We start from the raw sequence: 14,853 nt of genomic DNA, 5'->3' as shown, positions 1-14,853 counted from the left end.
CATTCATATATAACACGTTAATATTCATACCTATAAAAATATTACGGTTACGTAGATAAAAATGTATTGGTTATGCATATTTTATTTTTTTGTACAAGAATGAATCTCAATATATTTTCTAATGCATTGGGATAATTGATCTTATTAATTTCCATATTTAATGAGAACACTGCTATACCAATCTAACTTCAAGATGCGTGTGATTTCATAGAGTGTTGTCAGTTGCAACTTGAAGTTTAATGCGTATATAAGTTTAGTGGAGTGAAATAATGACAGAATACAACTCAATAACGACAGAAAAAAAAGCATCATGTGATATTCAATTGCGTGGTGTGGATCTTAATTTGCTGACTGTTTTTGATACTGTGATGCAAATGCAGAATATTACACGTGCAGCCCAGGCATTGGGAATGTCACAACCGGCTGTCAGTAATGCTGTCGCTCGTTTGAAAACCATGTTTGGTGATGAATTATTTGTGCGTTATGGCCGAGGTATTCAGCCAACGGCGAGAGCAAAACAGCTTTTTGGGCCACTGAGACAGGCACTGCAAATTGTCCATAATGAACTCCCTGGAGTGGGATTTGATCCCAACAAAAGCACAAGAGTATTTCATCTCTCTATTTGTAGCCCTCTTGATATTCGTTTAGCTGCTCAAATTGTTGGACAGCTAAAAAAACATGATTCTAATATCGAAGTTGTTATTAAAACACAAATTAATGATGATATTGAGAAACAATTAAAATATCAGGAAATAGAGTTTGTTATCAGCTACAATCAATTGGATTGTTCTGACTTTCATAATTATTCTCTGTTTAATGATGAATTGGTCTTGGCTGTATCTAAACATCATCCCAGAATTAGTGAGCGAATTACTCAGCAACAATTGCAGGAAGAAAGACATGCTATCGTTGCGTTGGATAATATAGATTCATTTAGTAAGCTTTACTATGAAAATAATGAATTATCGCGTTCTGTTTCTTATCAGGGAACGGATTTAAATAGCGTTCTTAATATTGTTTCCCAGACTTATTTAGTTGCCATAGTACCAAAATGGATGGTTGATCATTACTCCGAACAGTTAAATATCTGTTCAGTCTCTTTGCCCAATGGTCCGATTTTTCGGCCTTGCTATTTGATATGGCATGGTGCAACAGAGCGGGATAAAGGCCATCAGTGGATGAAATCACTGTTAAGCCATCTTGGTGAGCAAGAATAGATCACGTTAAAGCAGAATAGATGAAATCAGAGTCTATCCCTATGTTGCATATTGGGATAGCGCTCTCTCAAAAATGGACTTCCCCCTTTTAGTCGGAATAGGTAGACTGCACGAAAATAGCTAACATCTGTAAGCTGAAAAGTAGGTAATACACTTACTAAAGACGCTGAATGAAATATTTATACAGGAATATATTGTGATAACAGATCCTCTGCACGCCTATCACTTGGTTAATCGCTTGCAGCAACAATTCAATGAATATCCAGAAAAAATTGCCTTTCGGCAGTGGTCACCATCAGAACAGTTGGAAATGAATTGGCAGCAGGTTGAATGCACAACAATATCTATGGCAAAAGCATTATTGTCATTGGGAATAGAAGTGCAGGGGAAAGTGGGTATTTTTGCGCAGAATTGTATGGCATGGTCATTGGCTGACTTAGCTATTCTTCAGCTTCGGGCTGTGACAGTGCCATTGTACGCGACTAATACGGGTGATCAGGCTGCATTTATTCTTAATGATGCAGGCGTACAGGTGTTATTTGTTGGCGGGCAGGAGCAATATGACATTGCTATAACATTGCTAGAACTGTGTCCTAAGCTTGCTCATCTTATTGTTATGGATGAATCTGTTGACTTGAAAGGATGCCCGCAAGCATTGTATTTATCCGCTTTTATTGACAATGATTATTCGCAATATCAGGCAGAACTTCATCGCCGTATTGCGGATCAGAATTTGAACGACCTTTTCACGTTAATCTATACCTCTGGCACAACGGGAGAGCCAAAGGGAGTGATGCTGGATTACCGAAATATGGCGGCACAGCTCTATCTGCATGACCAGAGATTAACATTGACCAACCAGGATGTATCGCTCTGCTTTCTACCGCTATCCCATATTTTTGAGCGGGCGTGGAGTTATTATGTCATGCACACAGGTGCTCTGAACGTCTATTTAACAGATACGAATCTTGTGCGTGAAGCCATGTCAGATGTGCGTCCGACGGTAATGTGTTCTGTTCCCCGTTTTTATGAAAAAGTGCATGGCGCGATCTTAGAAAAGGTTTCCCGTGCGTCTTTTTGGCGTAGGATGATTTTTAATTGGGCCTTGAAGCGGGGAGAAGAGCATTGGATGCGTCGGCAGAAGAACAAAAAAGGTTGTCCATTCACGCGCGGTAGTTATCAATTGGCTGACAGACTAGTGTTGAATAAGCTCCGTGGTCTTTTAGGGGGACGAGTACGTTTCTTGCCCGTGGCGGGAGCACGTCTTGACGATGCCATTACCCGTTTTTTTCTCTCCATCGGTCTGGATATCAAATATGGGTACGGCATGACAGAAACTTGTGCCACGGTGTCTTGCTGGGAAGAAAAAAATTATCTGTTAGGCTCAATTGGTACGCCATTACCTGATGTTGATGTTCGCATTAGTGCGGAAGGGGAGATCCAAGTGCGTGGCCCTATTGTCATGAAAGGGTACTTCAATCGCCCGGAGGAAACTGTCCATGCCTTTACGGAAGATGGCTGGTTGCGGACAGGTGATGCCGGAAAGCTGGATGATAGTGGTAACCTGTTTATTACCGAGCGCCTGAAAGATTTAATGAAAACATCAACAGGAAAATATATTGCGCCGCAAATGATTGAAGGAACGCTAGGGCAGGATCGTTTTATTGAACATATTGCCGTTATTGCTGATGCCCGCCAATTTGTTTCTGCGCTGATCGTTCCCAGTTATGAAGCGCTGGAAGAATACGCAAAATCTATCAATCTCCATTATCGTGATCGTCTTGAGCTGCTGCGTAACCATCAGGTTGTCGAGCTGTTTGAGCGGCGATTAAAGGAAATGCAAAAGAATATTGTTAAATTCCATCAAGTTAAACGATTTATTCTTTTGCCGGAAACTTTTTCAATGGAAAAAGGTGAATTAACACCGACACTGAAATTACGCCGTAAAGTTATTATTCAACGTTATCAGCGCGAAATTGAATCTATGTATCAGGATTAAAAATAGGTAAAAGTTCGGCTCTTCTTCAACAAATATTTTCAATATGTAAATTGTTGTTTGCTAACACGTGTGTCTAACGTTATGTTAGTTAACTTAGTGTTATGGAATAAATAAGAAATGGAATAAATAAGGTAACTTTTTCGTTACCTTATGAAATTCCGACGATTAACTTGCAAACAGAGCCTGGAGGCAAACTCGATGGAGATGTTGTCAGGAGCCGAAATGGTTGTCAGATCGCTGATCGATCAGGGCGTTGAACACGTGTTCGGTTATCCGGGCGGGGCAGTTCTGGATATTTATGATGCCCTGCATACGATTGGGGGAATCGAACATATTTTAGTGCGTCATGAACAGGGTGCTGTTCATATGGCGGATGGTTATGCGCGTTGTACCGGAAACGTTGGAGTTGTTTTAGTCACCTCTGGGCCAGGGGCAACCAATGCTGTGACGGGCATTGCAACGGCGTACATGGATTCAATTCCTATGGTCGTGTTATCTGGTCAGGTTGCCAGTTCCCTGATAGGTAATGATGCTTTTCAGGAGTGCGATATGGTGGGAATTTCCCGCCCCATCGTGAAACACAGTTTTCTGGTAAAAAAAGCAGAAGATATCCCGGATACCATTAAAAAAGCTTTTTACCTGGCCGCAAGCGGTCGGCCAGGGCCTGTTGTTATCGATTTTCCCAAAGATACCGTTAATCCTGCATTGAAATTCCCTTATGTGTATCCTGAAAAAATTAACATGCGTTCTTATAACCCTACTGTTCAGGGACACAAAGGGCAAATTAAACGTGCATTGAAGACGCTGGCGGCAGCAAAAAAACCGGTGATTTATGTCGGGGGTGGGGCCATAAATTCAGCCTGTACCACTGAACTGCTGAAGTTAGCGGAACATTTTCATCTTCCGGTCGTCAGTACGTTGATGGGATTGGGCGCATTTCCTGCAACGCATCGCCAAAGTCTGGGAATGCTGGGAATGCACGGGACTTTTGAAGCGAATAAAGCGATGCACAACTCTGATGTCATTTTTGCCATAGGTGTGCGTTTTGACGATCGAACAACCAATAACTTGGAAAAATATTGCCCGGAAGCAACCGTATTACACATTGATATTGATCCAACCTCAATTTCTAAAACGGTAACGGCGGATATCCCTATTGTTGGCGATGCTAAACAGGTACTTGGTCAGATGCTGGAATTATTGGATTCCATAGAAGATACCCAAGATCCTGATGCCCTGAAAGATTGGTGGCTTTCCATTGAACAGTGGCGCAGCCGCAAGTGCCTTGATTACGATCACACAACAGTAAAAATCAAGCCACAGGCTGTTATTGAAACCCTTTATCGTCTCACCAAAGGGGAAGCCTATATTGCGTCAGATGTTGGTCAGCATCAGATGTTTGCGGCTTTGCATTATCCATTTGATAAACCGAGACATTGGATCAATTCCGGTGGTTTAGGAACGATGGGATTTGGTTTGCCTGCTGCGCTTGGAGTGAAGTTGGCAAAACCTGAAGCTACAGTCGTGTGTGTGACAGGGGATGGCAGTATTCAGATGAATATTCAAGAATTGTCTACTGCCCTGCAATATGGTTTGCCTGTTCTGGTACTGAATCTGAATAACCGTTTCTTGGGTATGGTGAAACAATGGCAGGATATGATATACGCGGGGCGTCATTCTCAATCCTACATGGAATCCCTGCCTGATTTCGTCAAATTGGCCGAGTCCTATGGGCATATTGGTATCCCCATCCAAACTTACGATGAGTTGGAGGCGAAACTCACCCAGGCACTGCATGAAGTGACTGAAAATCAACGTCTGGTTTTCGTGGATGTTACCGTTGATGAGACAGAGCATGTTTATCCAATGCAAATCCGAGGCGGAGCAATGGATGAAATGTGGTTAAGCAAAACAGAGAGGACCTGATCATGCGCCGGATTTTGTCTGTATTACTTGAAAACGAATCGGGAGCATTATCCCGCGTGGTTGGTTTGTTTTCCCAACGAGGTTATAACATCGAGAGTTTGACTGTTGCTCCGACTGATGATCCCACATTGTCACGTATGACGATTCAAACCAAAGGGGATGCCAAGGTATTGGAGCAAATTGAAAAGCAATTACATAAGTTGGTGGATGTATTGCGAGTCAACGAATTAACAGCAGGGCCTCATGTTGAGCGTGAAATCATGCTGGTTAAATTACAAGCCAGCGGATATGGACGGGAAGAGATTAAGCGCAGCACCGATATTTTTCGCGGGCAGATCGTTGATGTGACTTCAACACTCTATACTGTTCAATTAGTGGGAACGAGTGAAAAACTGGACGCTTTTCTTGATTCAGTCAGAGACGTAGCAGAGATTGTCGAAGTCGCGCGATCGGGTATAGTTGGTGTTTCGCGCGGAGATAAAATTATGCGATGAAAAATCGTAATCTGCGGGTTAAAATACAGATATTCATTGAGCCCTACTGTAAAGTAGGGCTTTTTCATAATCTTACTAAGGGGTTAATGTGAAACTGGATGAGATCGCCCGCTTAGCAGGTGTTTCACGTACTACGGCCAGTTATGTCATCAATGGTAAAGCCAAGCAGTATCGGGTCAGTGATAAGACAGTAGAAAAAGTGATGGCAGTGGTCAGGGAGCATAATTATCATCCCAATGCTGTCGCTGCTGGCCTTCGGGCGGGGCGAACCCGTTCAATCGGTTTAGTCATACCTGACTTGGAAAATACCAGCTACACACGTATTGCCAATTATCTTGAGCGTCAGGCACGGCAGCGTGGCTACCAGTTATTGATCGCCTGTTCTGAAGATCAGCCTGATAATGAAATGCGTTGTGTTGAACATCTTTTGCAACGTCAAGTCGATGCGATCATTGTTTCCACTGCTTTACCGCCTGAGCATCCTTTCTACCAGCGCTGGGCAAACCGCACATTGCCAATTATCGCACTTGACCGTGCTCTGGACAGCGAACACTTTGTCAGTGTGGTTGGCGATGATCTCGAAGATGCGAAGATGTTGGCACAGGAGTTGCGTCAATTTCCGGCTGAATCTGTCCTTTATTTGGGGGCATTGCCTGAATTATCGGTCAGTTTTTTGCGTGAACAAGGATTCCGCGAAGCATGGGAGCATGATCCACGGGAAGTAAACTATCTTTATGCCAATAGCTATGAACGTGAAGCGGCGGCTGAAGTATTTGCGTCATGGTTGGAAGCAAACCCTGTTCCTCAGGCTTTGTATACCACTTCATTTGCGTTACTTCAGGGCGTCATGGATACACTCCTCAAGCGCAGTGGTCGTTTACCAAGTCAATTAGTTATTGCCACATTTGGTGATCATGAGTTGCTTGATTTCCTTGAATGTCCGGTATTGTCGGTGGCACAACGCCATCGTGATGTCGCTGAACGTGCCCTTGAACTGGTATTAGCCAGTTTGAATGAAAAACAACGTCCAACCCCTGGAATAACCCGAATGCGTCGTCATCTCTGCCGTCGTGGTAAGTTAAGCCGCAAAGCCTAATTGAGTACCCTCATTAAAGATGAGGGTGCTGTTTGTCTGCCAAAAATCATCAAAATACGCTTGTTGAGGTAATTTTGAGATTATTCTTACTAAAATTCTTCTAAACGGCTTTTGATGACCGTGAAAATCGATAATGTGTTATTTAAATTCACAAGATGAATAATTTTGTAACAAATTGTTACTGTTTATGTATGTTATTTGTTATTTGGGTATTATTTTTTTATTCGTTTGATATATAACCATTTTATGTTTTCAGATAAATGTAAAATTTCAAAATGTTATTATTTTTTATGCTATTGTAACTTAAATATATAGTTATTATTGATAAGGTTATGATGATTAACAACTGATCAACAATGAGATATGAGTTGCATAAATTAATTTAAGTGGTAATTAATTGGCTAAATTCCATTCTAAATTAGTCTCGCTACAGATTTATTAAATTATTCAAAATTATCATAGTGTTATCTATTATTAACATAGCCAAAACTAAAAAATCCTTCTTTTTCTCTTCTGAATCTTTCTGTAAATCTAGCTAAAGCGCACGGGCTCTGGCTTGACAAGGTTTTCATACCATCCGTAAACTCTTAATTGTGGTGATTTGTGGGATAATGTGGAGATTTGGGCCATCAAGGGGTAACCTGAGTATGTTTCGTGGAGCAACACTGGTTAATCTCGATAGCAAAGGGCGGCTCACTGTACCAGCCCGATATAGAGAAATGCTGAATGAAGTATCAACAGGCCAAATGGTTTGTACTATTGATCTTCATCAGCCGTGCTTGTTGCTTTATACATTACCCGAATGGGAAATCATCGAAAAAAAATTATCTCGCTTATCCAGCATGAATCCAGCCGAACGTCGTGTTCAACGTTTGTTATTGGGACACGCCAGTGAATGTCAAATGGACAGTGCAGGACGTCTTTTATTAGCCAGCACACTGCGTCAGCACGCAGGGCTAACAAAAGAGGTCATGCTGGTTGGGCAATTTAATAAATTTGAATTGTGGGATGAGCAAGTTTGGTATCAACAGGTACAGGATGATATTGCGGCTGAACAATCTACACAAGAACCTCTATCAGCAAGGCTACAGGATTTATCACTATAAACATGGCAAATAGTCATTTTGAACATACCAGTGTACTGCTGGATGAAGCTGTCAATGGACTGAATATTCAAGAAGATGGAATTTATATTGATGGCACATTTGGGCGAGGGGGACATTCTCGTCTGATTTTATCAAAATTGGGCCCTAATGGACGCTTGATGGCGATCGATCGTGACCCACAAGCTATTGAAGCGTCAAAGGCCATTACTGACAAGCGTTTTTCTATTACTCATGGGCCATTTTCTGAATTGGTAACTTATGTTGAAGACGCTGGTTTGGTTGGAAAAATTAATGGCGTATTACTGGATTTAGGGGTTTCTTCCCCACAGCTGGATGATCCTGAACGTGGTTTTTCATTCATGCGTGATGGGCCATTGGATATGCGTATGGATACCACACGTGGGCAGTCCGCCGCAGAGTGGTTGATGAAGGCTGAAGCAGATGACATCGCATGGGTGTTGAAAACATTTGGCGAAGAACGTTTTGCCAAACGCATCGCGAAAGCCATTGTAGCACGCAACCAGGAACAGCCTCTTACGCGTACCCGTGAGCTGGCAGAGTTAATTGCTCAGGCAAGCCCAGTGAAAGAAAAGCATAAGCATCCGGCAACACGCAGCTTTCAGGCTATCAGGATTTACATTAACAGTGAACTGGAAGAGATAGAACGTGCATTAGATGGCGCACTGCGCGTTCTGGCACCACAAGGGCGATTATCTGTCATCAGTTTCCATTCGTTGGAAGATCGCATAGTGAAACGCTTTATCCGACAACACAGTCAAGGGCCACAGGTTCCAGTCGGTTTGCCTCTCACGGAAGCGCAGTTAAAAACGCTGGGGGGAAGAAGTCTGAAATCCATTGGCAAAATGAAACCCTCAGAGGGTGAAGTTGCCACAAACCCAAGAGCGCGAAGCTCGGTTTTGCGGTTTGCTGAAAAGGCGGGTGAATAATGGCTGGTGAACGTCATGGGTTAGTTGGAGTGATTGGTAATGATTTAATCCGTAATGCCAAACTCCCGCTGATTTTGCTGATAGCTGTTGTCGTTTCAGCTATCAGTGTTGTGACGGTCACCCATCAAACCCGCTTATTGACTGCGGAAAAAGAGCGTCAAGTGATCCAGCTTGATGCTCAGGATATTGAGTGGCGTAACCTGCTCCTTGAAGAGAACGCATTGGGTGATCACAGTCGGGTTGAACGGATTGCGACTGAAAAATTGCAGATGCAACACGTTGATCCAGGTAAAGAGAATATTGTGATCACTCAATGAGTCCAGTTGACAACCAAAAGGTGGGCGATGAAAGCTGCACGCTCTTTAAAGTTGAAAAAGCAAGAAGATAAAGCAAGTTTTGTAAGCTGGCGCTTTGCTTTGCTGTGTGGAGGCATTGGGATAGCTTTAATCGGGCTTTTGATTCGTGTTGCCTATTTGCAGATCATCAACCCTGATCGTTTGGTAAAAGAAGGTGATTCACGTTCCCTGCGCATCCAATCTGTTCCAACCGCCCGTGGCATGATTAATGATCGCAATGGGCGCCCGCTGGCGGTGAGTGTGCCTGTTGATGCGGTTTGGGCAGATCCCAAAGAAGTGTTTGAAAAAGGCGGCATCACAAATGATACCCGTTGGCAGGCTTTGGCTGATGCCCTTTCTATCCCTCTTGAACAATTAACCAGCAAAATTAACGAATATCCCAAGGGGCGTTTTGTTTACCTGGCCCGCCAGGTGAACACTTCTATTGGCGATTATGTCGAAAAATTGAAGTTACCCGGTATCTATTTGCGTCAGGAATCCCGTCGTTATTATCCGGCAGGGCAGGTGACAGCACATATTATTGGGGTGACTAACATTGATGGTAAAGGTATTGAGGGCGTTGAAAAGAGCTTTGACAACTGGCTGACAGGTATGCCGGGAAGCCGAACTGTTCGTAAAGATCGTACAGGGCGTGTTATTGAGGATATTTCATCTACCGATAGCAGAGCAGCCCACGATTTAACACTCAGCATAGATGAGCGTCTTCAGACGTTGGTGTATCGCGAATTGACGAAAGCGGTTGCACTGAACAAAGCCGAATCAGGTACAGCCGTATTGGTTGATGTTAATACCGGCGAAGTTTTGGCGATGGCAAACAGCCCATCTTATAATCCCAATAATTTGGCTGGAACGCCGAAAGATGCGATGCGTAACCGTGCCATCACCGATATTTTTGAGCCTGGTTCCACGGTGAAACCGCTGGTGGTGATGAGTGCACTGAATAGTGGCATTGTCAAAGAAAATACGGTGTTAGATACCAGACCATACCGATTAACGTATGGTTCGCGTGGTCATGAAATCAGAGACGTGGCACCACGCCCTGAGTTAACTATCACTGGGATCTTACAGAAGTCGAGTAACGTTGGTGTTTCCAAGCTGGCGTTAGCGATGCCCGCCTCAGAGGTGGTAAATGTTTACTCACGCTTTGGGATGGGAAAACCGACCAATTTGGGGCTGGTCGGAGAAAGTAGTGGCTTATTTCCAACTAATAAACAACGGTGGTCAGATCTTGATAGGGCCACCTTTTCTTTCGGCTACGGGCTAATGGTAACGCCGTTACAGTTAGCGCGTGTCTATGCAACGATAGGTAGCTTGGGCATTTATCGCCCCTTGTCAATTACCAAAGTTGATCCCCCTGTACCGGGTACGCGGGTATTTCCTGAGCACATTATGCGAACAGTAGTGCACATGATGGAGAGCGTTGCATTACCAGGCGGTGGCGGTGTACGGGCAGCAATAAAAGGTTATCGTATTGCGATTAAAACGGGTACGGCAAGAAAAGTCGGGGTGGATGGCAAGTACCTAAATAATAAGCATATTTCTTATACCGCTGGGGTTGCACCTGTGAGTAATCCACGGTTTTCATTGGTTGTGATCATCAATGATCCACAGGCAGGTAAATACTATGGTGGTGCGGTTGCAGCGCCTGTCTTCGGCGCCATCATGAGTGGTGTTTTGCGTACCATGAATGTTGAACCAGATGCATTGCCTGTAGGCGATAAAAACGAATTTGTGATTAATAAATAAAGAGGATAAAAGTGGCAGATCGTAATTTGCGCGATTTATTGGCTCCTTGGGGTGTTGATACACCGGAGCTTCCGCTGCGTGAAATGACATTGGATAGCCGTAAGGCGGCTGCCGGAGATCTGTTTGTTGCGGTTCAAGGGCATCAGACTGACGGTCGAAAATATATTCCTCAAGCCATCGCTCAAGGTGTCGCTGCGGTGATTGCAGAAGCGAAGGGAAAAGCGGATAACGGCACGATGCAGAAAATGCACGGTGTGCCTGTTATCTATCTGGACGATTTAAACAATAAATTATCCAAGCTGGCGGGTGAATTTTACCAACATCCCGGCAATCAACTGAAATTGGTTGGGGTGACTGGCACCAACGGAAAAACAACAACAACCCAATTATTGGCGCAATGGAGCCAGGGGCTTGGCGAAACCAGTGCCGTGATGGGAACAGTAGGAAATGGTTTGTTGGGTATGGTCGTACCCAGCGAAAATACGACTGGCTCTGCGGTTGATATTCAGCTTGAGTTACAGCAGCTTGCTCATCAAAATGCCACTTTTGTGGCGATGGAAGTCTCTTCGCATGGTTTGGTTCAGGGACGTGTGGCTGCATTGCCATTTCAAGCGGCTATTTTTACTAATTTAAGCCGTGATCACCTTGATTATCATGGTGATATGGAAAATTACGAAGAAGCCAAATGGCGACTGTTTAGTAGCCATAATGTGAAGCAGAAAATCATCAATGCTGATGATGCGGTTGGGCAGAAGTGGTTGTCCCGTCTGCCAGACGCAGTTGCTGTCTCAATGGAAAATAACGTGCCAGAAAATTGGCAAGGGCGTTGGTTATCAGCCAGTGAAGTGCATTATCACGATAAAGGTGCATCCATCACATTTACTTCCAGTTGGGGAAATGGAACGCTCAATAGTCCTTTGATGGGCGCATTCAATGTCAGCAACTTACTCCTGGCACTTACCACTTTGTTGTCTCTGGATTATCCCTTGGCGGAATTGCTATCGACAGCGTCTTGTTTGAGACCTGTTTGTGGGCGTATGGAAGTTTTTTCTGCCGCCGGTCGTCCGACAATTGTGGTTGATTATGCCCACACGCCTGATGCTTTGGAAAAAGCCTTGTCTGCGGCTCGTCTGCACTGTAAGGGGCAACTTTGGTGCGTATTCGGTTGTGGGGGTGATCGCGACAAAGGTAAACGGCCATTAATGGGAGGGGTGGCAGAGCAGGATGCTGATCGTGTGATTGTCACTGATGATAATCCTCGCGGTGAAGAGCCTCAGGCAATTGTGGCTGATATTCTGCAAGGATTCATCGACCCAGGGCAGGCAATCGTGATTCATGGACGTGTTGAGGCTGTCACCAGTGCCATTATGCAAGCAAGTGAAGAAGATGTTGTTTTGGTGGCAGGTAAAGGCCATGAAGATTACCAACTGGTTGGCAACCGTCGTCTGGACTACTCAGATCGCCTGACCGTTGCGCGTTTATTGGGGGTAATTGCATGATCCCTCTGACGCTACAGCAATTGGCACAGTTGACGAACGGCTTGTTATATCGCGTTACCGAGCAGCAAGCTGAAACTGTGCCAATTCATACTGTGGAAACTGATAGCCGTAAGATCGGGCATGGTGGGTTGTTTATTGCCTTAAAAGGGGAAAAATTTGACGCCCACGATTTCGCCGCTGACGTCGTGCGGCAGGGTGCTGGCGCTTTATTGGTTAGCCGTCGTCTGGATATTGATTGTCCACAAGTTGTGGTTGAAGACACACGTTTGGCGATGGGAAAACTGGCGGCCTGGGTTCGTCAGCAAAGTAAAGCACGCATTGTGGCTTTAACTGGCTCGTCGGGTAAAACATCCGTAAAAGAGATGACTGCCGCGATCTTGCGTCAATGTGGAAATACCCTTTATACCGCAGGCAACTTCAACAATGACATTGGAGTGCCATTGACCTTGTTCAGACTGACTGATGAACACCAGTTTGCTGTGATTGAACTAGGGGCGAACCATATCGGTGAAATTGCTTACACCACGGAAATGACGCGTCCTGAAAGCGCATTGGTCAATAACCTTTTCTCTGCTCATTTGGCAGGATTTGGTTCTTTGGCTGGAGTGGCAAAGGCTAAAGGTGAAATCTTTGCCGGCCTTGCTTCGAACGGAACCGCCATTATCAATCTGGATAGCAATGATTGGGAAAATTGGCAGCACAGCATTAGCGAGCAGCAAACAGTATGGCGCTTTTCCACATCAACAACAACGGGGGCGGATTTTTACGCAACAGACATTTTAGAACAACCGTTGGCAACGCATTTTTGTCTCCATAGCCCAATTGGAAGCGTTGAACTGACCTTACCATTGCCGGGCAAACACAATGTTGCTAATGCGTTAGCCGCCAGTGCGCTGGCAATTTCTGTTGGTGCATCGTTGGATAATATTCGCACCGGCTTATCGGGATTGAAAGCGGTTGCAGGACGTTTATTTCCTATCCCTCTGACGGAGGGAAAAGTGCTATTGGACGACACTTATAACGCGAATCCGGGCTCCATGATTGCTGCGGCGAATGTGTTAGCGCAGATGTCCGGTTATCGGGTTATGGTTGTTGGTGATATGGGAGAGTTGGGGACGCAGGTGATTGAATGCCATCGTGAGGTGGGCGAAGCCGTGGCATCCACAAATATAGATAAGGTACTCAGCGTTGGAGTTTTCAGTGCTCATATTAGCGACGCGAGTGGTCGGGGGCAGCATTTTGCGAACAAGGCTGAATTAGTTGCAGCGCTGCTTCCTTTATTGGAACAACACGAAATGATTTCCATTTTAATTAAAGGTTCACGCAGTGCCGCGATGGAAGATGTAGTGAACGTACTGAAGGAGAACTTCCAATGTTAGTTTGGCTAGCCGAATATTTGGTTAAGTATCACACAGGCTTTAACGTCTTCTCTTATTTGACGTTTAGAGCCATCGTCGGCTTGCTGACTGCATTGGTTATCGCGCTATGGATGGGGCCAACTTTGATCGCTTATCTGCAAAAATTGCAAATAGGCCAAGTTGTACGTGACAACGGTCCTGAGTCCCATTTTAGCAAGCGTGGGACACCGACAATGGGAGGATTGTTGATTTTATTCTCCATTACAATCTCTGTGTTGCTGTGGGCTCGTCTGGATAATCCCTATGTCTGGTGTGTCTTGCTTGTTTTAGTTGGTTATGGCGTTGTGGGTTTTGTGGATGATTATCGCAAAGTGGTGCGTAAGGATACTAAGGGGTTAATTGCTCGCTGGAAATATTTCTGGCAATCCGTTATTGCCTTGGGTGTTGCGTTTGCTATGTACAGCATCGGCAAAGATACCTCTGCAACACAATTAGTCGTGCCATTCTTCAAAGAGGTTATGCCACAACTGGGCTTGCTTTACATTCTGCTGACTTATTTTGTGATTGTAGGAACCAGTAATGCGGTGAACCTGACTGATGGCTTAGATGGCCTCGCCATTATGCCAACAGTACTTGTTGCGGCAGGTTTTGCTTTAGTGGCATGGGCAACAGGTAACGTGAATTTTGCGAACTACCTGCATATTCCTTATTTGAGCCATGCGGGTGAACTGGTGATTGTCTGTACTGCGATTGTCGGTGCAGGGCTGGGTTTCTTGTGGTTTAACACTTATCCGGCGCAAGTGTTTATGGGCGATGTTGGTTCATTGGCTCTGGGTGGGGCATTGGGCACCATTGCCGTATTACTGCGCCAGGAGTTTTTGCTGATCATCATGGGCGGCGTTTTTGTGGTGGAAACTTTGTCTGTCATCTTGCAGGTTGGCTCATTCAAACTGCGTGGACAGCGCATTTTCCGTATGGCACCGATTCACCATCACTATGAATTGAAAGGTTGGCCAGAGCCACGCGTTATCGTGCGCTTTTGGATTATTTCCTTGATGCTGGTGTTGATTGGTCTGGCAACGTTGAAGGTACGTTAATCATGGCTGAGC

The 14,853-nt window shown here is 44.7% G+C and carries 11 protein-coding genes and 1 pseudogene; all 12 read left to right on the top strand.

Features of this window, described 5'->3' with window-relative positions:
* The first annotated feature begins 269 nt into the window (after window positions 1–269).
* The 12 genes and pseudogenes from leuO to mraY all read left to right on the top strand — a co-directional run bounded on the left by leuO (window position 270) and on the right by mraY (window position 14,841).
* Window positions 270–1,217 (top strand): transcriptional regulator LeuO, encoded by a 948-nt coding sequence (leuO, locus tag IQ211_RS08520; protein ID WP_189758537.1) that lies wholly within the window; start codon window positions 270–272, stop codon window positions 1,215–1,217.
* A gap of 199 nt (window positions 1,218–1,416) precedes the next feature.
* On the top strand, window positions 1,417–3,216 hold the full coding sequence (locus IQ211_RS08515; protein WP_399477780.1) for an AMP-dependent synthetase/ligase: 1,800 nt from the start codon (window positions 1,417–1,419) through the stop codon (window positions 3,214–3,216).
* A 198-nt stretch (window positions 3,217–3,414) separates the two neighbouring features.
* Entirely contained in the window at window positions 3,415–5,142 is a 1,728-nt protein-coding gene (gene ilvI, locus IQ211_RS08510) for an acetolactate synthase 3 large subunit (RefSeq protein ID WP_189758535.1), read from the top strand.
* A 2-nt stretch (window positions 5,143–5,144) separates the two neighbouring features.
* On the top strand, window positions 5,145–5,636 hold the full coding sequence (gene ilvN / locus IQ211_RS08505) for an acetolactate synthase small subunit (RefSeq protein ID WP_189758534.1): 492 nt from the start codon (window positions 5,145–5,147) through the stop codon (window positions 5,634–5,636).
* A gap of 88 nt (window positions 5,637–5,724) precedes the next feature.
* Entirely contained in the window at window positions 5,725–6,732 is a 1,008-nt protein-coding gene (gene cra / locus IQ211_RS08500) for a catabolite repressor/activator (protein ID WP_189758533.1), read from the top strand.
* Window positions 6,733–7,379: 647 nt separating this feature from the next.
* On the top strand, window positions 7,380–7,838 hold the full coding sequence (gene mraZ, locus IQ211_RS08495) for a division/cell wall cluster transcriptional repressor MraZ (protein WP_189758532.1): 459 nt from the start codon (window positions 7,380–7,382) through the stop codon (window positions 7,836–7,838).
* A gap of 2 nt (window positions 7,839–7,840) precedes the next feature.
* On the top strand, window positions 7,841–8,785 hold the full coding sequence (rsmH, locus tag IQ211_RS08490; RefSeq protein ID WP_189758531.1) for a 16S rRNA (cytosine(1402)-N(4))-methyltransferase RsmH: 945 nt from the start codon (window positions 7,841–7,843) through the stop codon (window positions 8,783–8,785).
* Window positions 8,782–9,102 (top strand): cell division protein FtsL, encoded by a 321-nt coding sequence (gene ftsL, locus IQ211_RS08485; RefSeq protein ID WP_189758577.1) that lies wholly within the window; start codon window positions 8,782–8,784, stop codon window positions 9,100–9,102. Before rsmH ends, ftsL begins: the two co-directional genes overlap by 4 nt.
* A gap of 27 nt (window positions 9,103–9,129) precedes the next feature.
* Window positions 9,130–10,912, top strand: a pseudogene (locus tag IQ211_RS08480) (peptidoglycan glycosyltransferase FtsI).
* Window positions 10,899–12,386, top strand: a complete 1,488-nt coding sequence (gene murE / locus IQ211_RS08475) for a UDP-N-acetylmuramoyl-L-alanyl-D-glutamate--2,6-diaminopimelate ligase (RefSeq protein WP_189758529.1) — start codon at window positions 10,899–10,901, stop codon at window positions 12,384–12,386. The pseudogene IQ211_RS08480 and the gene murE overlap by 14 nt, the downstream one beginning before the upstream one ends.
* Entirely contained in the window at window positions 12,383–13,765 is a 1,383-nt protein-coding gene (gene murF / locus IQ211_RS08470) for a UDP-N-acetylmuramoyl-tripeptide--D-alanyl-D-alanine ligase (RefSeq protein ID WP_189758528.1), read from the top strand. The genes murE and murF overlap by 4 nt, the downstream gene beginning before the upstream one ends.
* The gene (mraY, locus tag IQ211_RS08465; RefSeq protein WP_189758527.1) at window positions 13,759–14,841 is read left to right on the top strand and encodes a phospho-N-acetylmuramoyl-pentapeptide-transferase; all 1,083 of its coding nucleotides are present in this window, start codon (window positions 13,759–13,761) and stop codon (window positions 14,839–14,841) included. The genes murF and mraY overlap by 7 nt, the downstream gene beginning before the upstream one ends.
* The last annotated feature ends 12 nt before the right edge of the window (window positions 14,842–14,853 follow it).

This window comes from Xenorhabdus griffiniae (assembly GCF_015163655.1).
In the GTDB taxonomy this organism is placed as follows: Bacteria; Pseudomonadota; Gammaproteobacteria; order Enterobacterales; family Enterobacteriaceae; genus Xenorhabdus; species Xenorhabdus griffiniae.
The sequence above is the reverse complement of the archived record's forward strand: the minus strand, read 5'-3'. Positions and strand labels throughout refer to the sequence as shown.